The organism is Miltoncostaea marina (assembly GCF_018141525.1).
In the GTDB taxonomy this organism is placed as follows: Bacteria; Actinomycetota; Thermoleophilia; order Miltoncostaeales; family Miltoncostaeaceae; genus Miltoncostaea; species Miltoncostaea marina.
This window is the reverse complement of record NZ_CP064655.1, coordinates 852,277-873,880: the sequence shown is the minus strand read 5'-3', so window position 1 is coordinate 873,880 and position 21,604 is coordinate 852,277. Positions and strand designations below refer to the sequence as shown.

The window sequence follows — 21,604 nt, the reverse complement described above, 5'->3', positions numbered from 1 at the left end:
GGTCTCCATGGCATGTCGGCCCGCCGACGACCGCTCACCCTTGTAGCGCAATGAGGTGCGCTGCGATACCGTGCGCTACATGCCCCAGCCGATCAGCATCCGCCTCCCTGAGGCGACCGTCCAGCGCCTCGCGCGCCGCGCCAAGCGCGCGCACATGCCAATGCGCACGCTCGCACAGCGCTATCTGGAGGAGGGCCTGCGGATGGATGAGCATCCGCTCGTTCGCTTCGTCGACGGTCCGGCCGGCCGCCGGGCACGCCTCGCCGGCACCGGCAAGGACGTCTGGGAGGTCATCGCCACCGTCCGCGACAACGACAACGATTTGGCGGAGGCGGCCGAATACCTGCATCTGCCGCTCGGGCTCGTCCAGGCGGCCGTCATCTACTACGGCGCCTATCGCGATGAGATCGACGAGCTCATCGCCGACAACGAGCGCGAGGCCGCGCAGGCGCACGCCGCGTGGGAGGCCGGCCGCGCCGCACTGGCGCGGTGAGGCTGTTGCTCGACGAGATGCTCTCGCCCGAGATCGCCGAGCAGCTCCGACAGCGCGGGCACGATGTGCAGGCCATCGCCGCGTCCGAGCACGCCGAGCTCGACGACCCCGAGGTGCTCGACCTCGCGCGCTCACAGCAGCGGGCGGTCGTCACCAACAACGTCCGTGACTTCCGCCCGCTTCACATCGCCGCCGTCCATCCCGCCGGCCCCGGTCACTACGGGATGATCTTCATGTCCGGCCGCTTCCGCAGGACGAAGGCCGACACCGGCCGCATCGTGGCGGCGCTCGAAGCGAAGCTCACCGCATACCCCGGCGTCGACGCCCTCTCGAACGCGGAGGAGTGGTTGTAGTCCGAGCCCTCGCGCCGGCCGGTGCGGCGAGGGCCGACGGCACCCGCCCGGGGGATATCCACTCCAAGCGGGTAGGAACGTGTGTTCGCTATGCTGCCCGGCCCGTGGCGACCTCGCTCGACGACCTCATCACCTTCTGCCGTCTCCACCTGGGGGAGGGCGACGCGGAGCGGCTGGTCGGCTGGATCGCCTGGCGGACTGGCCGCAACCAGGCGATGGCCGGCGCGGGGCCGGCGATCGACCGGCTGCGCCACGCGGCGGAGCACTGGCTCGACGACGACCGCCGCGACCGCCTGCTGCGGTGGCTGCGCCGGCGCGTGGCGGAGGGGGCGCCGCCGGTCCCGGACTGACCGGGGCCGGCGGCGGCGAGCCGCTCAGCGCGGGGCGATCGGCCCCGACATGAGGTGGCGCGTGTGGTACTCGTCGTTCAGCAGCACGACCTGCTTGGCCACCCGCCGCGCCATGTTGACGACGATCGGGGCGCGCAGGTTGACCGTGATGCCCCCGGGCGTGCGCGGCACGGTCAGGATCGCGAAGACGCGGGCGTCCTCGAAGCTCGCGAGCTCCAGGTCGGCGGCGTCGGACTCGGCGATCTCCGGCGAGTAGTCGGGGAAGACGGTCCAGGGGTCGGTCACCACGAACGCGTGGAACGGGCGCTCGACCGCCTGGAACCAGAAGACGCCGCCGCCCGAGCCGTCCCGTCGGGTGTGCTCGACGAGCGTGTACGACGAGCAGTCGGGGAAGCCGGCGAGCGGCTCGCAGACGGCGATGACGCTGTCGCGGGCCACCTCGATCGCGCCGAGCGCCTGCGAGGGCACGGCGATCGGGGCGGTGAGGGTCTCGGTGGTCACGGTGGTCTCCATGTGCCGTGTCGCCCGGCGCTAGCCGAGGAGCTGCAGGATGCCCTGCGGGAGCTGGTTGGCCTGCGCGAGCATCGCGGTGCCCGACTGCTGGAGGATCTGGCTCTTCGTCAGCGCGATCATCTCCTCGGCCATGTCCGCGTCGCGGATGCGCGACTCGGCGGCCTGGAGGTTCTCGGCCGTCAGCTCGAGCCGGCTGATCGTCTGCTCCAGCCGGTTCTGGATGGCGCCCATGCTGGCGCGCTGGCTGTTGACGGTGCGGATGGCCGCGTCGATCGAGGCGATCGCGGCCGAGGCCGAGGCCGCGGTCGACACCGACAGGCCGGAGATGCCGAGGTCGCTCGCCGTCATGGTGGCCACGGTGAACGCGATCGTCTGCGAGGAGTTGGCGCCCACCTGCAGGGTGACGGCGCTGGCGGCCGTCGCGACCGAGCCGGAGAGGATCTTGATCCCGTTGAACTCGGTGTCGGAGGCGACCCGCGCGATCTCCGCCATGACCGACTGGACCTCCTGGTCCAGGTTGCCCCGCTGCAGGTCGGTGAGCGTGCCGTTCGACGCCTGGACGGCCAGGTCGCGCACGCGCTGGAGCATGTCGTTGACGCCGCCCAGGGCGCCGTCGGCGACCTGCACGAGGCTCACGCCGTCGAGGGCGTTGCGCGCCGCGACGTTCATGCCGCGGATCTGCGTCCGCATCTCCTCGGAGACCGCCAGGCCGGCCGCGTCGTCCGCCGCGCGGTTGATGCGCATGCCCGACGAGAGGCGCTCCATCGTCTTGCTGAGCGCGGTGGTCGTGGTCGAGAGCTGCCGATGGGCGTTCTGCGCCTCGACGTTGTTGTAGATCCGCAGACCCATTCTCAGAAGTCCTTTCTCGCCAGTCGGTCCGCCGGGTGGGCGGGTTCGGGCGTACGCCCGGGGATGACCTGCGACGGGACCTCCGTGTCCTCCGTCACCGCTGCCTCCGTGCCGGCCTCCCGGACCGGCTGTGTCGTGCGGCGCACCCATCCGGGGTGCGCCATCCGCTGCATCGGAACCGTGCTCACCGACTTGAGGTCAGCGGGCGCGTCACCGCAGGAAATCGACCAGCGACGGCTGCATGATGCGCGCGCCGGTCGCGAGGGCCGCCTGGTAGACGGCCTCGCGCATCGTGAGGTCGGTGATCGCCTCGGCCAGGTCCACGGCCTCGATCTCGGCGAGCTGGCTGCCCGTCGCGATCGCCTGGGCCTCGAAGCGGCTCGCCGTGAGCTCGAGCCGGTTGACCTTGGCCGCCGTCTCGCCGCGCAGCGCGCTGATGTTCCCCATGTGCGCGTCCAGGCGGGAGAGCGCCTCGGCGATGCCCGCCGAGTCGTTCGCGCCGAGCGCCGCCGACAGGTCGTCCATCACCGTGAACACGTCCGGCGTCGCGCCGGGCGGCTTCTGCAGGCGGTCCGCCGTGATGTTCACCGACACCAGCGAGCCCTGCGCCACCTCGCGGGTGATGGGGCTCGTGTTGACGGGGGCCACGGCGGTCTGGGTGGCCGGGTCGAACGGCTGGCGGTCGGTGGCGGCGCCCCCGAAGACGAAGCGGCCGGCGAGCGTGCTGTTGCCGATCTCGACGAACTGCGCCTTCAGGCTCTGCACCTCGGACGCGATCAGCTCGCGCGCCGACTGCGACAGCGTCCCGTTGCCGCCCTGCACGGCGAGCTCGCGCGCCCGCTGCACCACGTCGAGCGACTGCCCGAGCGCGCTGTCGGTCGTGTTGAGCCAGGTGAGCGAGTCGTCGATGTTGCGGCCCCAGGCCTCGTTGGCCGCCTGGTCGCGGCGCAGGCCGAGGGCGACCGCCACGCCGACGGGGTCGTCCGAGGGGGTCAGGATGCGCTTGCCGGTCGACACCTGGCGCTGCGCGTCGGCGAGCCCGCGGTGGTTGGCCTGGAGGTTGGCGAGGAAGGCGCGGACCGTCTGGTCCGAGCTCATGCGTCCGATCATCGCCCGCCCCCTATCGGCCCACGACGCCCATACCGCTCACGAGCGTCTCGAGCATCTCGTCGAGCGCCGTGACCATGCGGGCGGCGGCGTTGTAGGACTTCTGGAACCGCACCATGTCGGTCATCTCCTCGTCGAGGTTGACCCCGCTGACCGAGCTGCGGCGCGCCTCTGCGGCCGCCAGCACGCCCTTCTGGACCTGGGCCATGCGCGACGCCTGGTCGGTGTCGAGGCCGACGCGCGACACGAACTGGGCGTAGAAGCCGTCCATCGTGGTGGTCGAGGCGCCGATCGTCTGGACCAGGAACTGCAGCTGCGCGATGCCCACGGCCACGTCCGAGCCGGCGGGCAGGTCGGCGGCCGACCCGCTCGTGGCGATGGCGTCCACGGACGCCCGCACGGGGGCCGAGATGCCGATCGTCGCCGCCGTCGTGCCGGTGAAGAACGGCGTGCCGGTGCCGCCGTCGCGGCCGAAGCCGGCCTCGTGGCGGCCGTTGACCGCCGTGGCGACCGTCGCGGCGAGCGTGTCGAGCTGGGCGATGTAGCCGTCCGGGCCGCCGATGACGGCGTCGCGCACGTCCACGAGCCCGCGCAGGTTGCCGCTCGCGATGGTCGTGGCCGCGCCGTTGACGGTGGCCGCGCCGGCCGCGTCGATGGCGAGCGTGCCGGCCGTGTCGGTCGTCGAGTCGACGATCAGCTGCGAGCCGATCGCGATCGACACCTTGCCGGCCGCGCCGGCCTCGGAGACGGTCACGTTCGCGTACGAGGCGAGCTCGTCGATGAGCAGGTCGCGCTGGTCGCGCAGGTCGTTGGGCTGCTGGCCGACGGCCACCACCATGGCGATCTGCTTGTTCAGCTCGTTGACCTGGCCGGCGAGGTCGTTGACCCGGCTGGCGCCGAGCTCGATGCGCGCGCTGGCCTCGGCCTGCGAGGCGGCCAGGCCGCGGCTGAGGTCGTTGAACCCGCGCGCCAGGTCGTCGCCGGCCTGGCGCACGGCCTCGCGGGCGGCGGCGGAGTCGGGCTGCAGTGAGAGGGTCTGCCAGGCGCCCCAGTAGCCGCTCAGCAGGTGGCTGATGCCGGTCTCGCCCGGCTCGTCCAGCACCGTGTCGATGGTGGACAGCGCCTGGCCGCGCGCCTCGAACTGGCCGACGTCCGACGTGGCGGCGCGGTGCGAGAGGTCGGCGAACCCGTCGCGCAGCCGCGCGTACTGGGTCGCGACCACGCCGGTGCCGAGCTGCCCCACGCCCACGGCCGTGGTGAGCCCGGGGTGCGCGTAGGCCGGCGCCGCCGCGGTGTCCACGCGCTGGCGCGAGTAGCCGGGCGTCGTGGCGTTGGTGAGGTTGTGCGAGACCGTGTTGAGCGCCCGCTGGGCGGTGAGGATGCCGCTGACGGCGCTGTTCAGGCCGAAGAACGTGGACGCCATGCCGCCCCCCTAGGCCGCCGTGTTGAGCAGCATCGGGCCGGTGGCCGCGACCGCCGCGCGCCCGCCGGCCGAGGTGTAGACGCGGTCCGCCGCGCGCCCCTGCGGCACGGCGAGGCTGCGCACCGACATGTCGAGCAGGCCGAGCTCCTGGCGCACCAGCTGGCCGTTGACGGCGTTGGCGAGCTCCAGGTCGCGGACCAGGCCCTCGACCCGCTCGACGCGCGGCGCCACGAGCGCCCGGTCGACCGGCGTCAGCGCCGGGCCGAGCACCGACCAGCGGGTGGCGGCGAGCCCCAGCGCGTCGGCGAGCGCCTCGGTGGCGGCGGCGCGGGAGCGCTCGACGGCCGCGAGGCGGCGCACCTCGACCTCGATCTCGGCGGCGAGCGCCGCCACGACCGTGTCGCGTCCCGCCACGATCGCCGGGCGCTGGCGCTGCACGAGGTCGAGCAGCCGCGTCTGCGAGGCGATCACCTCGTCGAGCTGGTCGGCCAGCTCCTGGGCGCCGGCGGCGCTCATCGGTCCCTGCTCCGCATGCCGACGTGGCTCGAGCGGCCCCCCTGCGGCGCGGGGCGCGGGTCGCGGGTCGCGCGCTGCTCCAGGTCGCGGCGGATGCGCTCCTTCACGTCGGCCTCGCTGGCCGGCGCACGGCCGTCGCCCCCGCCCCCGGCGCCGACGAACTCCAGCCGGCCCTCGCGGATGAACGACATGATGGTGGCGTCCGGCACGCCGGTCGCCTCGCCGGCGGCGCTGATGGAGGCGCCGCGGTGCTCGAAGAGCCACTCCTTGACGACGGCGAACTGCTCCTCGCGCGCGTCCAGGCAGTCGGCGCAGTAGCCGCGCGGCAGGAAGCCGAACAGCTGCCCGCAGCCCTTGCAGGACTCGATCGGCCTCACGACGGACCCCCGCCGGCCACCGGCGCGGGCGCGCCGCCGCCGAGCTGGCGCTCCAGCAGGTCGGCCAGGCCGATGCCGCCCGAGCGGGCGAGCTGGTCGCCGAGCTTCTCGGTCATCAGGCCGGCGTAGGCCGGGTTGGCCCCGGCGGCCTCCGTGCCCTTCATCATCTCCTCCACGAGGACGCTCATGAAGATCCCTTCGAATCCCTCGGCGGCCTGACGGACGCTCGAGACGGGGCCGTTGCCCGCGGTGGTGGCGGCGACGGCGCCCGCGGTGGTGGCGGACAGCGGGAGGGTCATCGGCGCAGGCCGTTCGCCATGCCCATCATCTCGTCGCTCGCGATGACCACCTTGCTGGCCGCCTCGAAGGCGCGCTGGGTGGTGATGAGCGAGATCATCTCCGTGCCGACGTTGACGTTGGAGCCCTCCAGCACGCCCTGGGCGAGCGTGCCGCGGTCCGCGGAGCCGGGCGCGCCCACGCGCGGGCCGCCGGAGCTCACGGTCGGCGTGAAGAGGTTGTCGCCGGCGGCGCGCAGGCCGCCGGGGTTCGCGAAGGTGGCGAGGCTGATCGCGCCGAGCTGGCGGACCTGGCCGTTGACCGTGGCCGTCACACGGCCGTCGGCGGAGACGCTCAGGCCCGAGGCGCCCGCCGGCACCTGGATGCGCGGCTGCAGCAGCTCGCCGCTCGGCATCGCCAGGCGCCCCTGGGCGTCGATCTGGAGGTTGCCGGCGCGCGTGTAGGCGAGCGAGCCGTCCGAGCGGGTGACCTGCAGGAAGCCGTCGCCCTGGATGGCGAGGTCCGTGTCGCGGCCGGTCGACTGCGCGAGGCCCTGGGCGTGCTCCTTGGCCACCTGGCCCGGCATCGCGCCGAGGCCGACCTGGCCCTCGCGCCCGCCCGGCAGGCGGAACGGCACGTAGCCGAGGTCCACCAGGTCCATCCGGTCGCGCTTGTAGCCGACCGTGGTCGCGTTCGCCAGGTTGTTGGCGATCACGTCCATGCCGGTCTGCTGGGCGTTCATGCCCGATGCCGCCGAGTACAGAGCGTCCATCATGTGCCCATCAACCTCCGTGTCGTCGTGGCGACGGCCGGGGCCGGGCGGGGTCGTGCGAGCAGTGCGCTGTGGGGGCCGTCGATCCGTCGGGCCTCCCGAGCTTCCGTCACGTCAGGACGGTCCGGCTCGTGCGCTCGCGTGAGCCTCCGCGTCAGCCGGCGCCACCCACCTTCGTGATCGATCCCTGCAGCGCCTCGTCGTGCGACTGCACCGCCTTCTGGCCGGCCTCGAACGACCGCATCACGCGGATCAGCTCGACCATCTCGGAGACGACGTTGACCGTGCTGCCCTCGAGGTGGCTCTGCCGCACCGTGGGCTGCGCCGCGCCGGCGGGCGTGCCGGCCAGCAGGTTGGCGCCCTCGCGCACGACGGTGCCGGGGTCGAGCGCCGTCAGCATCAGCCTGCCGCGCACGGCGGTGCCCTGCGTGACGGTGCCGTCGGTCGCGATCGCCACCTCGCCGCGGTCCAGGCGGATCGGCGCGCCGCCCGTGCCGAGCACCGCGTTGCCCTCCGCCGTGACCAGGCGCCCGGTGTCGTCGATGCCCAGCGAGCCGTCGCGGGTGTAGCGGCGTCCCGCGGGCGTGTCGACCGTCAGGTAGCCGTCGCCCACGAGCGCCAGGTCGAGCGCGTTGCCGGTGTGCCGGACGGGCCCCTGGCCCTCGATCCGCTGCACCGCCGAGACCTCCGAGCCCATGCTGAGGGTGCCGATGCCGGCCCGGTTCGTCGCGCCCTGCGAGCTCAGCAGCATGTCGCCGAACGGCCGCGAGACCGCCTCGGCGCCCTTGAAGCCCGCGGTCGTGGCGTTCGCGAGGTTGTTCGCGACCACGTCCTGCCGGGCGCTCTCTGCGAGCAGCCCGCTGGCGGCGATGTAGATCCCTCTGATCACTCGGGCCCTCCGGTCGGCACCGCGGTCTCCGCGCCTCTATCGGCAGCGCCGCCGGATGACTTGACGGGGTCGGCTTCAGGCGGCGGCCGCCGCGGACGAAGAGGGAGGGGATGACGCCCGCCACCCCACCGGCGACGGCCGCCACCCCCGGCGCCGCGGCCGCGGCCGCCGCCGCGGCCCGGCCCGCGGGCGCGCTCGCGGTCACCGGGCAGCCCCTGCTCGTGTCGGCCGGCCAGGCCCTCGCCGCGCGCGTCCTCGCCACCGGCGCCGGCACGGTCGAGCTCGCCCTCGCCGGCGGCCGCGTCACCGCCGCCGGCCACCTCGACGCCCCGCCCGGCGCGACCGTCCGCCTGGTGGTGGCCGACGCCTCCGCCGAGCGCGTCACGCTGCGGGTCGTGTCTCCTCCCGGCCCCGGGGCGCCCAGCGGCGCCGCCGCCGGGGCACTGACCCCCGCAGGCGGCCCGGCCGCCGCGCTCGCCGCCGCCGGCCTCCCCTCCTCCGCCGCCGGGGCCCTGCTGGCCGCCCTCGTCGAGGCCGGCCGCGCCGCGCCCGCCGGCGCCGCGCTCGCCGCCCTCGCCGGCCGCGCCGCGGCGGCGCGGGTCGCCACACCCGCCCAGGCCGCCGCCTTCGTGCGCCTCGAGGCCGCCGGCCTGCCGGCCACCCCCGCGGCGGTCGCCGGGCTCGCCACCCTCCTCGAGGGCGCTCCGGTCGGCCGGGCCCTGGCCGTCCTCGCCGACGCGGCCGCGGCGCGGGCGGGGGGCCCGGCGGTCCCGTCGGCCGAATGGACCTCGACGGACGGTCCGAGTGGCCGGGCCGCCGGGACGCGCCCCGCGGCGGCGGCCGCGGTCGGATCGGCCGATTGGACCACGGGCCGAGGTCCATTTGGACCATCCGCCACGGCGCCCCCGCCGGGGGCGCCCGCCCCCGCCGGGGCCCAGCCGGCCCTCGCCGCGCTGGCGGCCGCGCTGACGGCCGCCTCGGAGGGGATCGCCGGCGACGCGGCCTCGGGCGACGGAGCGCTGCTGCGGCGGGCGGTCGCCGACCTGCTCGGGGCCGGTCCGGACGCGCGGCGGGCGGCCGGGACGGCGGACGGCGCGCCGCTGCGGGCGCTGCTCGGCGCGCTGGCGTCCCACCCGGCGGCCGAGGGCGGCCTCGCCCGGGCGGCGGCGGGCCTGGCGGACGCGCTGGGGGCGCAGGGCCTGGCGGGCGCGGCCGTGCCGCCGCCGGGGACGGCGCCGGACGGCCCGCGGGCGGACGCGGCCTACCTGCAGCTGCCGCTGCCGGGCGGCGCGACGGCCGAGCTGCGGGTGACGCGGGACGGCGGCCGGCCGGGTGGCGGCGGCGACGATCAGCGGGACGGGCGGGGCGACCGGCGGCTGGCCTTCCTGCTGCACCTGTCCGCCCTCGGGCCGGTGATGATCGAGGCGACGGCCGGCGGCGACGGGCCCGTCGAGGCGACCGTGCGGGCCGCCGGCGAGGAGGCGCGGCGCTTCCTCGGCGAGCGGTCGGGCGAGCTGGCCGACGCGCTGCGCCGGTCGGCGGGCGCGGCGGCGACGGTGCGGGTGGAGCGCATCGCCGGCCCGCCGCCGGAGCGGCTGCTGGCGCCGCCGCCCTCGCCGGGGCTGGACACGTCGGCGTGAGCGGCCGCCGGCGACGGGCGGTGGCCCTGCGCTACCGCGGCGACGAGGCGGCCGCCCCGCGGGTGACGGCGGCGGGGGCCGGCCCGGTGGCCGACCGCATCGTGGAGGCCGCGCGCGAGCACGGGGTGCCGCTGCGCGAGGACCCCGACCTGGCGGCGACCCTCGCCGCGCTCGACCTGGGCGCCCTCGTGCCGCCGGAGCTCTACGAGGTGATCGCCGAGGTGCTGGCGTGGGCCTACCGGGCCAACGCCGGCTTCGCCGCCCGCCCGGGCGCGGGGGCCGATCCGGCTCGCTGAGCCCGGCGGCGCCCCGGCGCCGCGCTACGGTTGCGGCATGGCGGCGACGAGGGTCGATGCGCGCGACCTGGCCCGCGACCCGCTGGAGGTCGCGGGCGGCCTCGTCGCGTGGCAGCGCGGCGACGAGGCCGACGCGGTCGCCATGACCCTCGAGCGCTCGGCGGCCGACCTCACCAACCGCCACTACACGCTCTGGGTCTGGGCGGGCGCCACGCCGGCCGGCGAGCCGGCCTGGGCGCTGGCCGTGCCGGCGCGCGTCGCGGCCGGGTTCGTCCCGAGGCTCACCGCGCGGCGGCTGGTGGCGTGCCTCGAGACCGCGGTGCGCGTGCTGGGCGCCGACGCCGCCAGGGTGCGGCTGGAGGACTGGCGCGGGTTCACCTGCCTCGTGCTGCCGGGCGTCGAGGAGGAGCTCGCCGAGATCGCCGTCGAGGAGACCCACCGCCCGTCCGGCCGCGGCCGCCTGGCGTGGCTGCCGCCGGGCGTGGCGCTCGGCGGTCCGCCGATCCCGCTGCGGCCCGACGCGGGGGCGGCGGGCGAGACGCTCACCGAGGTCGCCCGTGCGCTCGGCGTGCACCCGGTCGAGGCCGCGCTCGAGCTGCTGCGGCGCGACCTGCCGCTCGAGGGCGACCCGGCCGCGATGGCGGACGCGCTGCGCGACTGGAGCGTCGCCCCGCCCCCGCCGGAGCCGCCCCCGCCGCCGCCGGCGGCGAGCCTGGCGATCGCCGACGACCCCTGCCCGCTGCGCCGCCACGCCCGCGTGGTGCTCCAGCGGATGCTGCGGATGGGCAAGGTCGGCATGGGCTACCACACCGACATCGCCAACTTCGCCCGCGGCGCGGCCGCCCACGAGCGCCACCAGGCGCTGGACGTGGCCGAGGCGCTGCTGCGCGCCGGCCTCCTCGGCGAGAAGCCGAGCGTGGGCCAGCGCCACATCTACCTGAGCGTGAAGGCGCTCCCCGACATCCACGCCCTCATCGAGCGCGGCGAGACGCGCGACCCGCAGCTCGCCGCGATGTGGACCGCGCCCGAGCCGGGCGCCGCTACGGCTGCGCCGGGACCGTCACCGTGACCACGGGCACCTCGCGCGACTGGGTCTCGAGGCGCCCCGGCGCGTCGCCGCCGCGCGCGGCGTAGCCGACCACCAGGCCGGCGAGCAGCGCCACCGCCGCGACGACCGCCGCCAGGGCGAGCGGCACCCTGCGCCGCGGGGGGCGGCGCCGGTGGCGCGGGCGGGAGGAGCCCTCCGCGCTCACCGGCGGGCGTCCGTGGCCTGGCGGGCGTAGAGGGCGAACGCGCCGTCGAGGGTCGTGGCGGGCTCCCAGGCGTCGGGCTCCCGCGGCGCGACCCGCGCGGCCAGGTCGAGGTACCAGGAGGCGGCGTCCTCGTAGACCGCCGCGAGCTCGGCGGTGGAGAAGGTGACGCCCACCCGCCGGCGCAGCTCGTCGTGCACCGCGGTCACGATGCGCCGCCGCGCCCGGGCCACCCCCGTGGGCGCGGGCTGCGCCATGCGCGCCGCGCCCTCCTCCCAGGCGAACCGCGCCGTGGCCACCCGGGCGTCGTCGCCGGCGCTCACCGGCCCCCCGCCTCGCCGAGCCGGTCCAGGCAGCAGCGCGCCGGCCACGCCGCGCCCGAGCGCTCCATGATCCAGTCGGACACCGGCGTGCCCCCCTCGGCCAGGCCGAACGCCAGGTGCGCGTGCAGGCACTTCACGTACCGCGGATCGCCCGAGCCCGCGACGCGGTAGCCGGCGTGCAGCTCGGCGTGCCGGCGGTGGGCCTCGGCCACGTGCGGCGCCATCTGCGGGTCGTCCTCGAGCTGCCGCACGCCGCCGGCCGCCTCCAGGCGGCTGACCGCCTCGCCGAGCGCGCGGCACGCCAGCCAGTCGCGGGTCGGGAACGGGCGCCCCCGCAGGTCGAGCGGGGCGTTGCGGACGACCGCCGGGCCGCCGAAGGGGCAGCGGACCGCGACGCTGAAGTCGGTGAACGGCTCGCGCCCGATGAGCGCGGCCACCGCCTCGCGGTCAGAAGATGGCGGTGAGCCACCCGAGCGGGCCGCCGTCACCGCCGCCCTCCTCGGGCGCGGGCGGCTCCGGCTCCAGCTCGCCGCGCACCACGAAGGCGCGCTCGCCCGGCGCCACCATCCCGAGCGACCGCGCGCGCGCCTCCTGCACCGCGGGCTGGTCGAGCCGCTGCAGCTGGGCGCGGAAGCTGTCGCGCCGCTCCTCCAGGTCGGCGAGCCGCGCCTGCTGCTCGCGCAGCTCGGAGCGCTGCTCCAGGTAGCCGGTCACCGGCTTGACGTACCCCAGCAGAAGGGCGGTCAGCAGGCCCGCGATGATGATGCGCCTGGCTCGGATCGAGACCGTCCCGGGAGGTCGGATCGGGCCGCGCGGCCCCGTTCACCACCCGGTACGCCCCCGCGGCGCCCGATCCTGCAACGCGGCGTTTCACGCGCGGAAGGCCGACCGCCCCGGGTACGAGGCCGCCGGGCCGAGCTGCTCCTCGATCCGGATGAGCTGGTTGTACTTCGCCACGCGCTCGCTGCGTGACGGCGCGCCGGTCTTGATCTGGCCCGCGCCGGTGGCCACGGCGAGGTCGGCGATGAACGTGTCCTCGGTCTCGCCGGAGCGGTGGGAGACCATCGACGCGTAGCCCGAGCGGCTCGCCAGGTCCATGGCCGCGAGCGTCTCCGAGAGCGTGCCGATCTGGTTCACCTTCACGAGCAGCGCGTTGGCGGCGCCCAGCTCGATGCCCTTCTCCAGGCGCTTGCTGTTGGTCACGAACAGGTCGTCGCCCACCAGCTGCACCCGGTCGCCGAGGCGCGCGGTGAGCTCGACCCAGCCATCCCAGTCCTCCTCGGCCATGCCGTCCTCGATCGAGACGATCGGGTAGCGCTCGACCAGCTCCTCCCAGTAGGCGACCATCCCGGCCCGGTCGAGCGTGCGGCCCTCGCCCTCCAGGTGGTACGCCCCGTCGCGGTAGAGCTCCGTCGTGGCGGGATCGAGCGCCAGCGCGATCTGCTCGCCGGGCTCGTAGCCGGCGGCGGCGATCGCCTCCATGATCACCTCGAGCGCGTCGGTGTTGCTCGCGAGGTCCGGCGCGAAGCCGCCCTCGTCGCCCACGCCCGTGGCGAGGCCCCGCCCGCGCAGCACCGTCTTGAGGGCGGCGTAGACCTCGGCGCCCATGCGGACCGCCTCGGCGAACGTGCGCGCCCCGACCGGCGCGACCATGAACTCCTGCAGGTCGACCGAGTTGTCGGCGTGCGCGCCGCCGTTGAGGATGTTCATCAGCGGCACCGGCAGCCGGTTGGCGCGCGCGCCGCCCAGGTAGCGGTAGAGCGGCAGCCCGGCGTCGGCCGCGGCGGCCTGCGCCACGGCGAGCGAGCAGCCGAGGATCGCGTTCGCGCCCAGGCGCGCCTTGTTGGGCGTGCCGTCGAACTCGATCATCGTCCGGTCGATGACCGTCTGCGCCGAGGCCTCCTGGCCCACGAGCACGCCGGCGAGCTCGTCCTCGACGTTGGCGACGGCCTTCATGACGCCCTTGCCCGAGTACGCCGACGTGTCGCCGTCGCGCAGCTCGAGCGCCTCGAACGCCCCCGTGCTGGCGCCGGACGGCACCGCCGCGCGGCCGACCGCCCCCGACGCGAGCGCGACCTCGACCTCCACCGTGGGCTGGCCGCGCGAGTCGAGGATCTGACGGGCGTTGACTCGGGCGATCTGGGACATGGGCGCTCCGTGTTCGGGTGCCTACGAGGGGCGCGCAGTCTACCCCCCGCCCCGCGGCACCTCACGTTCCCGCGCCGGCGTACGTTCCATGTGCAGATGACCCCGCCGCCGCCATTCGCGCGCTTCCTCGCGGAGCACCGCGGACCCGTCCACCGGTTCCTCGTCGCGACGGTGGGACCCGACGACGCCGACGACTGCTTCCAGGAGACCTTCATCAAGGCGCTGCGCGCGTACCCGGAGGTGCGCGACGACGGCGACCTGCGCGCCTGGGTGCTCACCATCGCCCGGCGCACGGCGATCGACGCCGTCCGCGCCCGCGGGCGGCGCGCGGAGCCCGTGGCCGACCCCGAGCCGGCGCCGGTCGACGGCACCCCCCAGCCGGCCGACGCGTCGCTGTGGGAGGCGGTGCGGCGGCTCGCCCCGCGTCAGCGCGCGGCGGTGGCGCTGCGCTACGTCGCCGACATGAGCTACGCGGAGGTGGCGCGCGTGATGGACTGCACGGAGGAGGCCGCCAGGCGGAGCGCCTTCGAGGGCGTGCGACGGCTGCGGGAGGTCTGGGATGGATGAGCTCGCGCGCGCCCTGCGCGCCCTCGGCGGCGGCGGGGCCGGCGACCGCTCCGCCACCGCGGCGGCGCGCCTGGCCGACGCGGCGGCCCGCGAGGGGCTGCTCGACGTGGCCTACGCGACGGTCGGCTCGCCGCTCGGACCGCTGCTGGTGGCATCCACGCCCGAGGGCCTCGTGACCCTCGCCTACCTCGACGGCGCATCGCTCGACGAGCGGCTCGACCGGCTCGCCCGGCGCGTCTCGCCGCGGGTGCTCGAGGCGCCGGCCCGCCTCGACCGCGAGCGGCGGGAGCTGGAGGAGTACTTCGAGGGACGCCGCCGGGCCTTCGACCTGCCGATCGACTGGCGACTCATCCGCGGCTTCGCCCGGTCGGTGCTCGAGCGCACCGCGGCGATCCCGTTCGGCCAGGCGCGCACGTACACCCAGATCGCCGCCGAGGCCGGCAGCCCGCGCGGCTCGCGGGCCGCCGGCAACGCCCTCGGCGGCAACCCCATCCCGATCGTGATCCCCTGCCACCGGGTGCTGCGCGCCGGCGGCGCCCTGGGCGGCTACACCGGCGGCCTCGACCGCAAGCGCTTCCTGCTCGACCTCGAATCAGGCGGCGGATAGCCCGGTCCGGGAAGGCCCGGACCGGGCGCCCGGCCGGCCAGCCCCGGCGGTCAGCCGGTGCCGGCCGTCGCCGGTACGAAGCCGCCAGGCCCGAACCAGGCAGCCCGGCCGGCCAGCCCCGGCGGTCAGCCGGTGCCGGCCGTCGCCGCGTACGAGGCCGCCAGGCCCGAACCAGGCAGCCCGGCCGGCCAGCCCCGGCGGTCAGCCGGTGCCGGCCGTTGCCGCGTGCGAGGCCGCCAGGCCCGAACCAGGCAGCCCGGCCGGCCAGCCCCGGCGGTCAGCCGGTGCCGGCCGTTGCCGCGTGCGAGGCCGCCAGGCCGAGCCGGTTCGCGGCTTGGATCGGCCAGCCCCGGCGGTCAGCCGGTGCCGGCCGTTGCCGCGTGCGAGGCCGCCAGGCCGAGCCGGTTCGCGGCTTGGATCAGCCAGGCCGAGCCCCTTCGCGGCTTGTTTCACCGCAGCTCCAGGACGAGGTTGAAGGGGGTCTCGGCAGCCCTGCGCACGTGCGTCAGCCCGGCCCGGCGGGCCACCTCGGCCAGGCGCGCCTCGCCGGCCTGGGCGCCGAGCGCGTGGGCGCCGTCCTCGGAGAGGGCGTGGGCCACGCACAGCACCGTCGACGCGGCGTAGTAGAGGCGCCCCACCGGGGTGAGGTTGTCCTCGACCCGGTCGCCGGCGTAGGGCTCGACCAGCATCACCGTGCCGCCGGGGGCGAGCGCCTCGCGGGCGTGCGCCAGCGCGCCCTCGGGGTCGGACATGTCGTGGAGGGCGTCGAAGAAGCACACGAGGTCGTAGCCGGCGGGCGCGTAGGTGCGCGCGTCGGCGACCTCGAAGGTGACGCGGTCCTCGACGCCGGCGTCGCGGGCGTGGGCGCGCGCGGCCTCGATCGAGGCCGGGTGGGCGTCGATGCCGGTGAAGCGCGACGCCGGGTAGGCCTCGGCCATCGCGACGGTGGAGTGGCCGTGGCCGCAGCCCACGTCGGCGACGCGGCCTCCGGCGGCGAGCCGCTCCTGCACGCCGTCGAGCGACGGGATCCACTCGCCGGCGATGCCGGACCGGTACGGGTTGCGGTAGAAGCTCGCGATGCCGTGGTGCAGGCGCGGGTGGCGGTCGCCCCACGCGACGCCCTCGCCGGTGCGGAAGGCCGCGATGGTGGCCTCCTCGTCGAGGAACATCGACGCCGGCACGTCCCAGGCGGCGGGGATGAACGTGGGGCTGTCGCGGTCGGCGAGCACGGCGGCCTGCTCGGGCGTGAGCTCGTAGCTGCCGCTGACCGGGTGGTACTCGACGTAGCCGCCGGCCGCCTGGGCGTTGAGCCACTCGCGCACGTAGCGCTCCGCGCAGCCGGCGCGCGCGGCGACCTCGGCCGACGAGAGCGGGCCGGCGCCCGCCATCGCGGCGTACAGGCCGAGCTTGTCGCCGATGCTCACCATCACGCCGCCGTAGGTCGCCGACAGGTCGCCGACCACGCGCTCCAGCACGGCGCCGAGCCGCTCCTGATCCAGTGTCACGGACATGTCCCCTCCAGTGGGTTCGTCGGGGGTCCAGCGTCCGCCGGCCGGGCGCGCCGGACGAGGGGCGGGCTCGCCACGAGCGGTCCGTCCGTGCCACGCTGGCGCCATGACCCCGACGCGCGTCTCGATCGTCGCGTTGCCCGAGGCCGTGCCGTCCCCACCGAGGCCGAGCTGTCGAGCGAGGCGCGCCTGCCGGAGGAGCGCGTGGCGCAGATCCGCGAGCTGCCCCGCGTGGCGACCAGCCTCGACCGGCCGGTCGACGACCAGGGCGACGCGACGATCGGCGACCTGGTGGCCGCCGACACGCCCGAGCCGCTCGCCGACCTGGAGGTGAGCCTGCGCACGGACGCGCTCGAGCGCGCGCTCGCCTCGCTGCCCGAGCGCGACCGGCAGGTGCTCACCATGCGCTTCGGCCTGGGCGACCAGGAGCCGCGCACCCTGGCGGAGGTCGGCAAGGCGATCGGCGTCTCGCGCGAGCGGGTGCGCCAGATCGAGAAGGCGGCGCTGGTGCGGCTGGCCGAGCGGCGGGAGCTGGCGGCCGACGCCCGGGAGGCCGCCTAGCCCGGGGCGCTCCTCTCGCCGGCGGGCGTCTCGGCGTGCCCGCCGAACTGCTTGCGCATGGCCGACAGCACCCGGCCGGCGAAGTCGGCCTCGCCGCGCGAGCTGAAGCGCTCGTAGAGGGCCGCGGTCAGCACGTGGGCCGGCACGCCCGCGTCGACCGCCGCCTGGACGGTCCAGCGGCCCTCGCCGGAGTCGGACACCCGCCCCGAGAACCCCTCGAGCGCCGGGTCCTCGCGCAGCGCGGCGGCCGTCAGGTCGAGCAGCCACGACGCGACGACGCTGCCGCGCCGCCAGACCTCGGCGATCGCCGCCGTGTCGAGCTCGTACGCGTAGGCCTCGGGGTCGCGCAGCGGGGTCGTCTCGGCGTCGTGCTGCTGCTCGGCGAGGCCGACGCCCGCCTTGCGCAGGATCGCCAGGCCCTCGGCGTAGGCCGCCATCATCCCGTACTCGATCCCGTTGTGGACCATCTTCACGAAGTGCCCGGCGCCGGTGGGACCGCAGTGCAGATAGCCCACCTCCTCGGGGGCGGGGTCGCCCACGCGCCCCGGCGTGCGCGGGGCCGCGTCGGCACCCGGGGCGAGCGCCCGGAAGATCGGGTCGAGGCGCCGCACCGGCTCCGCGTCGCCGCCGATCATCAGGGAGTAGCCGCGCTCGAGGCCGAAGACGCCGCCGCTGGTGCCCACGTCGAGGTAGTGCACGCCCGCCGCGCGCAGCGTCTCGGCCCGCGTCAGGTCGTCACGGTAGTAGGTGTTGCCGCCGTCGATCACGACGTCACCGGCCTCGAGGTGCCGCGCCACGTCGGCCACGGTGGCCCCCGCGAAGGCGGCGGGCACCATCACCCACACCGCGCGCGGGGCGTCGAGCCGGGCGGCGAGGTCGGCGGGCGACGACGCCGCGGTCGCGCCCTCGGCCGCGAGGGCCCGCACGGCGGCCGGGTCGACATCGTGGACGACGCACGCGTGGCCGGCGCGCATCAGGCGCCGCACGATGTTGGCGCCCATCCGGCCGAGTCCGATCATGCCGAGCTGCATCAGGCGCTCCTCCCGCGGGCCGCGCGGTAGCGGCGGATGAGGGCGTCGGTCGAGCCGTCGTGGCCCCCGGCGGGCGCCTCGCCCGCGATCAGCTCGGGCGCGATGCGCTTCGCGAGGACCTTGCCGAGCTCGACGCCCCACTGGTCGAAGGAGTTGATCCCCCAGATCACCCCCTGCGTGAACACCTTGTGCTCGTAGAGGGCGATCAGCTGCCCCAGCGACGAGGGCGTGAGCTCGTCGAGCAGGATGACGTTCGTGGGCCGGTCGCCCGGGAAGGTCCGGTGCGGCACGAGCTCGGGCGCGACGCCCTCGGCGGCCACCTCCTCGGCCGTGCGCCCGAAGGCCAGCGCCTCGGCCTGCGCCAGCAGGTTGGCCATCAGCAGGTCGTGGTGGTCGCCCATCTCGCGCCCGGGCCGGCAGACCCCGATCAGGTCACTCGGCACCAGCCGGGTGCCCTGGTGGATGAGCTGCATGAAGGCGTGCTGGCCGTTCGTGCCCGGCTCGCCCCACACGATCGGGCCGGTGGGCACCCCCACCGGCCGGCCCTCCAGGTCGACCGACTTGCCGTTGCTCTCCATGTCGAGCTGCTGGAGGTACGCCGGCAGCCGCCCCAGGCGCTGGCTGTAGGGCAGCACCGCATACGTGTCGGCGCCGAGGAAGTTCGCGTTCCAGACGCCGATCAGCGCGAGGATCACCGGCATGTTGCGGTCGAGGGGCGCGCCGCGGAAGTGCTCGTCCATCACGCGGAAGCCGCGCAGCATCTCCCGGAACGCGTCCGGCCCCACCGCGATGGCCAGGGTCAGGCCGATCGCCGAGTCGACCGAGTAGCGGCCGCCGACCCAGTCCCAGAAGCCGAGCATGTTGGCGGTGTCGATGCCGAACGCCGCCACCTGCTCGGCGTTGGTCGACACGGCGATGAAGTGGTGCCGCACCGCGCCCTCGTCGCCGAGGCCGGCGACCAGCCACTCCCGCGCGCTGCGGGCGTTGGTGAGCGTCTCGAGGGTCGTGAAGGTCTTGGAGCAGACCACGAACAGGGTCTCCGCGGGGTCGAGCCCCACGAGCGCGTCGCCCAGGTCGTCGCCGTCGATGTTCGACACGAAGCGCAGCGTCAGCGCCGGGTCGGCGTCGCCGCCCAGGGCCCGCGTCGCCATGGCGGGTCCGAGGTCCGACCCGCCGATGCCGATGTTGACCACGTTGCGGATGCGCCGGCCGGTGGCGCCGGTCCACTCCCCGGCGCGCACACGCGACGCCAGGTCGTGCATGCGGTCGAGCACCTCGTGGACCGCGGGCACCACGTCGACGCCGTCCACCTCGACCCGCTCGCCGGACGGCGCGCGCAGGGCGGTGTGCAGCACCGCCCTGCGCTCGGTCACGTTGATCGCCTCGCCGCGGAACATCGCCTCGCGGCGCGGCGCCACCCCGGCGCGCTCGGCCAGGGCCGTCAGCAGGCGGAGGGTCTGCCGCGTGACCCGGTTCTTCGAGTAGTCGAGGTGGAGGTCGCCGGCCCCCACGGTGAGCTCCTCCCCGCGGGCCGGGTCGCTCGCGAAGAGCTCGCGCAGGTGCACCCCCGCGACCTCGTCGGCGTGCGCCGCCAGCCGCGCCCACTCCTGCGTGTCTGCGATCACCCCGCGCCTCCCCGTGTCAGAGCGAGTCCCGCGCCTCCGCGTACCATCGCATCTGGGCGGCCGGGTCCAGCGCCTCGAAGGCCTCGCCGGCCTGCGCGGCCAGGCGCGCCGCGGCCTCCACGCGCTCGCGGAAGCGGCGGGCCGCGGCCCGCAGCGCCAGCTCCGGGTCGGCGCCGAGCGCCCGCGCGGCCGCCACCGCGGCGAACAGCACGTCGCCCAGCTCGCGGGCGCCGGGCTCGGCGCGCAGCTCGGCGACCTCCTCGTCGAGCTTGTCGAGGGCCGCCGCCACGTCGGGGAGGTCGAAGCCCACGGCGGCCGCCCGCTTCTGCGCCTTCGTCGCGAGGGCGAGGGCCGGCAGCCCGGGCGGCAGGTCGTGGAAGATGCCCTGATCCCTGCGCTCCTCGCGCTTGCGCCGCTCCCACAGGTCGACCACCGCGCCCGCCGTCTCGGCCACGCGCTCGCCGTAGACGTGCGGGTGGCGCGACACCAGCTTGTCGGCCTGGCCGCGCGCCACGTCGGCGAGGTCGGCGCCGCCCTCCTCCTCGAGCAGCCGCGCCAGGAAGACCGGCTGGAAGAGCAGGTCGCCGAGCTCGTCGGCCAGCCCGGCGCCGCCGGCGGCGACCGCGTCGGCCACCTCGAACGCCTCCTCGATCGTGTGGGGCACGATCGTCTCGGCGGTCTGCACCCGGTCCCACGGGCACTCGCGCCGCAGGCGCAGGCCCACCTCGGCGAGCGCGGCCACCTCGGCGCCGATGGCCCGGGCGCGCAGCGCCTCGCGCGCCGGCAGGGTGTCCGCGCCGGGCAGCGCCCGGGCGATGCGGTGCGCCTGGGCGTCGGGGGCGACGATCGTCGCGTCGCCGGGCGCGGCGGCCGGGTCGCCCAGCGGGATGGGCGGCGACGGCAGCAGGACGGCCAGCTCCGGCGCGAGCCTCTCGGGCGCGAGCAGGCGGGCTGCGGAGGCGGCCGCCGCCAGGGCGGCCGCCGGCACCGCGTCGGGCGCGCCCGGCCCGAGACCGACGACGAGCGTCACCGCGGGCGGCCCGGCACACCCCTTACGGGGCGGTGGCGGCCTGCGCGGCGGTGGTCGCGGGCGGCTTCAGCGCGTCGTCGGCGTAGACCGTCCGGTCGAGCCACTTCGTCATCACCTCTTCGCTCCACTCGGTGAACGCCGTCTGGCGCTTGGCCTGGAGCTGCTGCGACATGATCTGCGGCCGCGCCTCGGCGAACGAGGTGGTGGTCTTCGGCGTGATGTCGACGGTGATGATGTGCCAGCCGAACTGCGTCTTCACCGGCTGCGAGATCTCGCCGTCCTTCAGCGCGAAGGCGACCTCCTCGAACTCGGGCACGAGCTGGCCCTTCTGGATCTGCCCGAGGTCGCCGCCCTGCTCCGCGGAGCCCTCGTCGGTCGAGTGCTCGCGCGCCAGCTCGTCGAAGTTGTCGAGGGTGAGCTCCGCGCGGATGCGGTCGGCCTCGGCCTTCGTGTCCACCACGATGTGCCGCGCGGTGCGGCCCGCGGGCGTGGTGAACTGGCTCGGGTTGTCGTCGTAGTACTTGCGCGCCTCGTCGGCGGTGAACCGCACGCCGCGGGTCTCGTGCTCGTAGAGGGCCTCGCGCTGCAGGTCGTTGCGCACGATGCCGCGCACGTCGGCCTGCGACATCCCGCGGTCCTTGAGGAAGTCGCGGAACTTCTTCTGCGAGCCCTCGAAGTTGGTCTGGATGATGCGGTCGAGCTGCTTCGTGACCTCGGCCTTCGAGACCTCGCACGGCTTGCCGCAGGCGCGCGCCTCGAACTCGACGACCTTCTGGGTCACGAGCGACTGGAGCGCCTGCTGGCGCAGCGAGTCCCAGCCGTCCTCGCCCTCCCTGGGGAGGGTCTGGCCCTGCGAGCGGTACTCGGCCCGCTGCTGCTCGATGAGGCCGGTGAGCTCGCCCTCGGTGATGGGGGCGTCGCCCACCTGCGCCACGACCCCGTCGGGCAGGTCCGCCGACGCGTCGTCGCCGCACCCCGACAGCAGGAGGAGGCCGGACACGCCCACGGCCACCAGGGCGACGAGGACCCCCGCCACCAGCGGAGATCTGCGGTTGGTCTTCGTCACGACGCGGGCGATCGTAGCACCTCCCCGTGCGCCC

General features: G+C 75.9%; 28 protein-coding genes. 9 read left to right on the top strand and 19 right to left on the bottom strand.

Features of this window, described 5'->3' with window-relative positions; all coding sequences use genetic code 11:
- Nucleotides 1-79 precede the first annotated feature (79 nt).
- The 3 genes from ITJ85_RS04345 (at nucleotide 80) to ITJ85_RS04335 (ending at nucleotide 1,196) form a co-directional block, all read left to right on the top strand.
- Entirely contained in the window at nucleotides 80-493 is a 414-nt protein-coding gene (locus ITJ85_RS04345) for a hypothetical protein (RefSeq protein ID WP_217915133.1), read from the top strand.
- Complete coding sequence (locus ITJ85_RS04340) at nucleotides 490-846, top strand: DUF5615 family PIN-like protein (protein WP_217915132.1); 357 nt, start codon at nucleotides 490-492, stop codon at nucleotides 844-846. Before ITJ85_RS04345 ends, ITJ85_RS04340 begins: the two co-directional genes overlap by 4 nt.
- 104 nt (nucleotides 847-950) lie before the next feature.
- The gene (locus tag ITJ85_RS04335) at nucleotides 951-1,196 is read left to right on the top strand and encodes a hypothetical protein (protein WP_217915131.1); all 246 of its coding nucleotides are present in this window, start codon (nucleotides 951-953) and stop codon (nucleotides 1,194-1,196) included.
- 24 nt (nucleotides 1,197-1,220) lie between these two features.
- Here ITJ85_RS04335 and fliW read toward each other — a convergent pair whose 3' ends face one another.
- From fliW to ITJ85_RS04290, 9 genes are all read right to left on the bottom strand, one after another.
- Nucleotides 1,221-1,697: a flagellar assembly protein FliW gene (gene fliW / locus ITJ85_RS04330; RefSeq protein WP_217915130.1), complete on the bottom strand. Its 477-nt coding sequence runs from the start codon at nucleotides 1,695-1,697 to the stop codon at nucleotides 1,221-1,223.
- A 30-nt stretch (nucleotides 1,698-1,727) separates the two neighbouring features.
- Nucleotides 1,728-2,552 carry a flagellin N-terminal helical domain-containing protein gene (locus ITJ85_RS04325; RefSeq protein WP_217915924.1) on the bottom strand — a complete coding sequence of 275 codons (825 nt, stop codon included), beginning with the start codon at nucleotides 2,550-2,552 and terminating at the stop codon, nucleotides 1,728-1,730.
- Nucleotides 2,553-2,768: 216 nt separating this feature from the next.
- Nucleotides 2,769-3,656, bottom strand: a complete 888-nt coding sequence (gene flgL / locus ITJ85_RS04320; RefSeq protein ID WP_217915129.1) for a flagellar hook-associated protein FlgL — start codon at nucleotides 3,654-3,656, stop codon at nucleotides 2,769-2,771.
- A 22-nt stretch (nucleotides 3,657-3,678) separates the two neighbouring features.
- A complete protein-coding gene (flgK, locus tag ITJ85_RS04315) occupies nucleotides 3,679-5,088 on the bottom strand; it encodes a flagellar hook-associated protein FlgK (protein ID WP_217915128.1) in 1,410 nt (469 codons plus the stop codon).
- A 9-nt stretch (nucleotides 5,089-5,097) separates the two neighbouring features.
- Nucleotides 5,098-5,604: a flagellar export chaperone FlgN gene (gene flgN / locus ITJ85_RS04310; protein WP_217915127.1), complete on the bottom strand. Its 507-nt coding sequence runs from the start codon at nucleotides 5,602-5,604 to the stop codon at nucleotides 5,098-5,100.
- Nucleotides 5,601-5,981: a hypothetical protein gene (locus ITJ85_RS04305; protein ID WP_217915126.1), complete on the bottom strand. Its 381-nt coding sequence runs from the start codon at nucleotides 5,979-5,981 to the stop codon at nucleotides 5,601-5,603. Before ITJ85_RS04305 ends, flgN begins: the two co-directional genes overlap by 4 nt.
- Nucleotides 5,978-6,280, bottom strand: a complete 303-nt coding sequence (locus ITJ85_RS04300; protein WP_217915125.1) for a rod-binding protein — start codon at nucleotides 6,278-6,280, stop codon at nucleotides 5,978-5,980. The genes ITJ85_RS04305 and ITJ85_RS04300 overlap by 4 nt, the downstream gene beginning before the upstream one ends.
- Nucleotides 6,277-7,032, bottom strand: a complete 756-nt coding sequence (flgG, locus tag ITJ85_RS04295) for a flagellar basal-body rod protein FlgG (protein WP_217915124.1) — start codon at nucleotides 7,030-7,032, stop codon at nucleotides 6,277-6,279. The genes ITJ85_RS04300 and flgG overlap by 4 nt, the downstream gene beginning before the upstream one ends.
- 151 nt (nucleotides 7,033-7,183) lie before the next feature.
- Complete coding sequence (locus ITJ85_RS04290) at nucleotides 7,184-7,918, bottom strand: flagellar hook-basal body protein (RefSeq protein WP_217915123.1); 735 nt, start codon at nucleotides 7,916-7,918, stop codon at nucleotides 7,184-7,186.
- Between the two features lie 110 nt (nucleotides 7,919-8,028).
- On the opposite strand from ITJ85_RS04290, the gene ITJ85_RS17100 reads away from it, so the two are divergent.
- Genes ITJ85_RS17100 through ITJ85_RS04280 form a run of 3 tightly spaced genes read left to right on the top strand, consistent with a single transcriptional unit; the run spans nucleotide 8,029 to nucleotide 10,923 of the window.
- Nucleotides 8,029-9,558, top strand: a complete 1,530-nt coding sequence (locus ITJ85_RS17100; RefSeq protein WP_246496318.1) for a hypothetical protein — start codon at nucleotides 8,029-8,031, stop codon at nucleotides 9,556-9,558.
- Nucleotides 9,555-9,854 (top strand): EscU/YscU/HrcU family type III secretion system export apparatus switch protein, encoded by a 300-nt coding sequence (locus tag ITJ85_RS17095; protein ID WP_246496317.1) that lies wholly within the window; start codon nucleotides 9,555-9,557, stop codon nucleotides 9,852-9,854. Before ITJ85_RS17100 ends, ITJ85_RS17095 begins: the two co-directional genes overlap by 4 nt.
- Nucleotides 9,855-9,891: 37 nt before the next feature.
- Nucleotides 9,892-10,923, top strand: a complete 1,032-nt coding sequence (locus tag ITJ85_RS04280; protein WP_217915122.1) for a hypothetical protein — start codon at nucleotides 9,892-9,894, stop codon at nucleotides 10,921-10,923.
- Here the strand turns inward: ITJ85_RS04280 and ITJ85_RS04275 are convergent.
- The 5 genes from ITJ85_RS04275 to eno all read right to left on the bottom strand — a co-directional run bounded on the left by ITJ85_RS04275 (nucleotide 10,895) and on the right by eno (nucleotide 13,575).
- Complete coding sequence (locus tag ITJ85_RS04275; RefSeq protein ID WP_217915121.1) at nucleotides 10,895-11,107, bottom strand: hypothetical protein; 213 nt, start codon at nucleotides 11,105-11,107, stop codon at nucleotides 10,895-10,897. The genes ITJ85_RS04280 and ITJ85_RS04275 overlap by 29 nt on opposite strands.
- Nucleotides 11,104-11,427: a hypothetical protein gene (locus tag ITJ85_RS04270; protein ID WP_217915120.1), complete on the bottom strand. Its 324-nt coding sequence runs from the start codon at nucleotides 11,425-11,427 to the stop codon at nucleotides 11,104-11,106. The genes ITJ85_RS04275 and ITJ85_RS04270 overlap by 4 nt, the downstream gene beginning before the upstream one ends.
- Nucleotides 11,424-11,864, bottom strand: a complete 441-nt coding sequence (locus tag ITJ85_RS04265; protein ID WP_217915119.1) for a DUF501 domain-containing protein — start codon at nucleotides 11,862-11,864, stop codon at nucleotides 11,424-11,426. The genes ITJ85_RS04270 and ITJ85_RS04265 overlap by 4 nt, the downstream gene beginning before the upstream one ends.
- A 10-nt stretch (nucleotides 11,865-11,874) precedes the next feature.
- Nucleotides 11,875-12,174: an FtsB family cell division protein gene (locus tag ITJ85_RS04260; RefSeq protein WP_281412237.1), complete on the bottom strand. Its 300-nt coding sequence runs from the start codon at nucleotides 12,172-12,174 to the stop codon at nucleotides 11,875-11,877.
- 123 nt (nucleotides 12,175-12,297) lie between these two features.
- Complete coding sequence (gene eno, locus ITJ85_RS04255; protein ID WP_217915117.1) at nucleotides 12,298-13,575, bottom strand: phosphopyruvate hydratase; 1,278 nt, start codon at nucleotides 13,573-13,575, stop codon at nucleotides 12,298-12,300.
- A 96-nt stretch (nucleotides 13,576-13,671) separates the two neighbouring features.
- Here eno and ITJ85_RS04250 point away from each other — a divergent pair, with 96 nt between their 5' ends.
- Together ITJ85_RS04250 and ITJ85_RS04245 are read left to right on the top strand one after the other, a co-directional pair.
- Nucleotides 13,672-14,142 carry an RNA polymerase sigma factor gene (locus ITJ85_RS04250; RefSeq protein WP_217915116.1) on the top strand — a complete coding sequence of 157 codons (471 nt, stop codon included), beginning with the start codon at nucleotides 13,672-13,674 and terminating at the stop codon, nucleotides 14,140-14,142.
- Nucleotides 14,135-14,749: a methylated-DNA--[protein]-cysteine S-methyltransferase gene (locus tag ITJ85_RS04245; RefSeq protein WP_217915115.1), complete on the top strand. Its 615-nt coding sequence runs from the start codon at nucleotides 14,135-14,137 to the stop codon at nucleotides 14,747-14,749. The genes ITJ85_RS04250 and ITJ85_RS04245 overlap by 8 nt, the downstream gene beginning before the upstream one ends.
- 449 nt (nucleotides 14,750-15,198) lie before the next feature.
- Here ITJ85_RS04245 and ITJ85_RS04240 read toward each other — a convergent pair whose 3' ends face one another.
- Nucleotides 15,199-16,260, bottom strand: a complete 1,062-nt coding sequence (locus ITJ85_RS04240) for a class I SAM-dependent methyltransferase (protein ID WP_343232976.1) — start codon at nucleotides 16,258-16,260, stop codon at nucleotides 15,199-15,201.
- An 87-nt stretch (nucleotides 16,261-16,347) separates the two neighbouring features.
- Here ITJ85_RS04240 and ITJ85_RS04235 point away from each other — a divergent pair, with 87 nt between their 5' ends.
- The gene (locus tag ITJ85_RS04235; RefSeq protein ID WP_217915113.1) at nucleotides 16,348-16,818 is read left to right on the top strand and encodes a sigma-70 family RNA polymerase sigma factor; all 471 of its coding nucleotides are present in this window, start codon (nucleotides 16,348-16,350) and stop codon (nucleotides 16,816-16,818) included.
- Here ITJ85_RS04235 and gnd read toward each other — a convergent pair.
- The 4 genes from gnd to ITJ85_RS04215 are packed head-to-tail and all read right to left on the bottom strand — an operon-like array spanning nucleotide 16,815 to nucleotide 21,570.
- Complete coding sequence (gene gnd / locus ITJ85_RS04230) at nucleotides 16,815-17,849, bottom strand: phosphogluconate dehydrogenase (NAD(+)-dependent, decarboxylating) (RefSeq protein ID WP_217915112.1); 1,035 nt, start codon at nucleotides 17,847-17,849, stop codon at nucleotides 16,815-16,817. The two genes, ITJ85_RS04235 and gnd, sit on opposite strands and share 4 nt — an antisense overlap.
- Complete coding sequence (gene pgi, locus ITJ85_RS04225) at nucleotides 17,849-19,474, bottom strand: glucose-6-phosphate isomerase (RefSeq protein WP_217915111.1); 1,626 nt, start codon at nucleotides 19,472-19,474, stop codon at nucleotides 17,849-17,851. The genes gnd and pgi overlap by 1 nt, the downstream gene beginning before the upstream one ends.
- 16 nt (nucleotides 19,475-19,490) lie before the next feature.
- The gene (gene mazG / locus ITJ85_RS04220) at nucleotides 19,491-20,504 is read right to left on the bottom strand and encodes a nucleoside triphosphate pyrophosphohydrolase (protein ID WP_217915110.1); all 1,014 of its coding nucleotides are present in this window, start codon (nucleotides 20,502-20,504) and stop codon (nucleotides 19,491-19,493) included.
- A gap of 22 nt (nucleotides 20,505-20,526) precedes the next feature.
- Entirely contained in the window at nucleotides 20,527-21,570 is a 1,044-nt protein-coding gene (locus tag ITJ85_RS04215) for a peptidylprolyl isomerase (protein ID WP_217915109.1), read from the bottom strand.
- Nucleotides 21,571-21,604: the final 34 nt, after the last annotated feature.

Bases quoted from the DNA above. Each gene is read 5' to 3' on its own strand.
- ITJ85_RS04280 (WP_217915122.1), top strand. From the start codon at position 9,892: ATGGCGGCGACGAGGGTCGATGCGCGCGACCTGGCCCGCGACCCGCTG.
- ITJ85_RS04300 (WP_217915125.1), bottom strand. From the start codon at position 6,280: ATGACCCTCCCGCTGTCCGCCACCACCGCGGGCGCCGTCGCCGCCACC.
- flgN (WP_217915127.1), bottom strand. From the start codon at position 5,604: ATGAGCGCCGCCGGCGCCCAGGAGCTGGCCGACCAGCTCGACGAGGTG.
- ITJ85_RS04250 (WP_217915116.1), top strand. From the start codon at position 13,672: ATGACCCCGCCGCCGCCATTCGCGCGCTTCCTCGCGGAGCACCGCGGA.
- flgG (WP_217915124.1), bottom strand. From the start codon at position 7,032: ATGATGGACGCTCTGTACTCGGCGGCATCGGGCATGAACGCCCAGCAG.
- flgL (WP_217915129.1), bottom strand. From the start codon at position 3,656: ATGAGCTCGGACCAGACGGTCCGCGCCTTCCTCGCCAACCTCCAGGCC.
- ITJ85_RS04245 (WP_217915115.1), top strand. From the start codon at position 14,135: ATGGATGAGCTCGCGCGCGCCCTGCGCGCCCTCGGCGGCGGCGGGGCC.
- eno (WP_217915117.1), bottom strand. From the start codon at position 13,575: ATGTCCCAGATCGCCCGAGTCAACGCCCGTCAGATCCTCGACTCGCGC.
- ITJ85_RS17100 (WP_246496318.1), top strand. From the start codon at position 8,029: ATGACGCCCGCCACCCCACCGGCGACGGCCGCCACCCCCGGCGCCGCG.
- gnd (WP_217915112.1), bottom strand. From the start codon at position 17,849: ATGCAGCTCGGCATGATCGGACTCGGCCGGATGGGCGCCAACATCGTG.
- ITJ85_RS04240 (WP_343232976.1), bottom strand. From the start codon at position 16,260: ATGTCCGTGACACTGGATCAGGAGCGGCTCGGCGCCGTGCTGGAGCGC.
- ITJ85_RS04345 (WP_217915133.1), top strand. From the start codon at position 80: ATGCCCCAGCCGATCAGCATCCGCCTCCCTGAGGCGACCGTCCAGCGC.
- flgK (WP_217915128.1), bottom strand. From the start codon at position 5,088: ATGGCGTCCACGTTCTTCGGCCTGAACAGCGCCGTCAGCGGCATCCTC.